Annotated in this window: 1 protein-coding gene; it reads right to left on the bottom strand. The window is 44.9% G+C overall.

Features of this window, described 5'->3' with window-relative positions:
* The coding region (locus OCF96_RS10150; RefSeq protein WP_261447099.1) for a Rib/alpha-like domain-containing protein at positions 1-214 on the bottom strand (214 nt) is incomplete at both ends.

The following is a 214-nucleotide window of genomic DNA, read 5'->3' as shown; positions in this document are numbered from 1 at the left end:
CATTTGTATTAATACTTTTCTCTGGATCTGGTACTTCGTTGTGACGAACAGTTTGGTTCGGTTCTTTTGCCGTTGGGTTGAAGGTGTCACTTTGTTTCTTAACTGTGACTGGTACTTCGACTTCATCGACTGTTCCGTCTGGATAAGTGACTAAGGCTACTGTTGGATGACTGCCTGGTGTGTTCACAACTGGCGTGTCTTTCCATGTGACGGT

Origin of the sequence: Streptococcus mitis, from assembly GCF_946190065.1 — a bacterium.
In the GTDB taxonomy this organism is placed as follows: Bacteria; Bacillota; Bacilli; order Lactobacillales; family Streptococcaceae; genus Streptococcus; species Streptococcus mitis_DE.
Note: the sequence above shows the minus strand (reverse complement) of the source record. Positions and strands in the feature narration are given on the sequence as shown.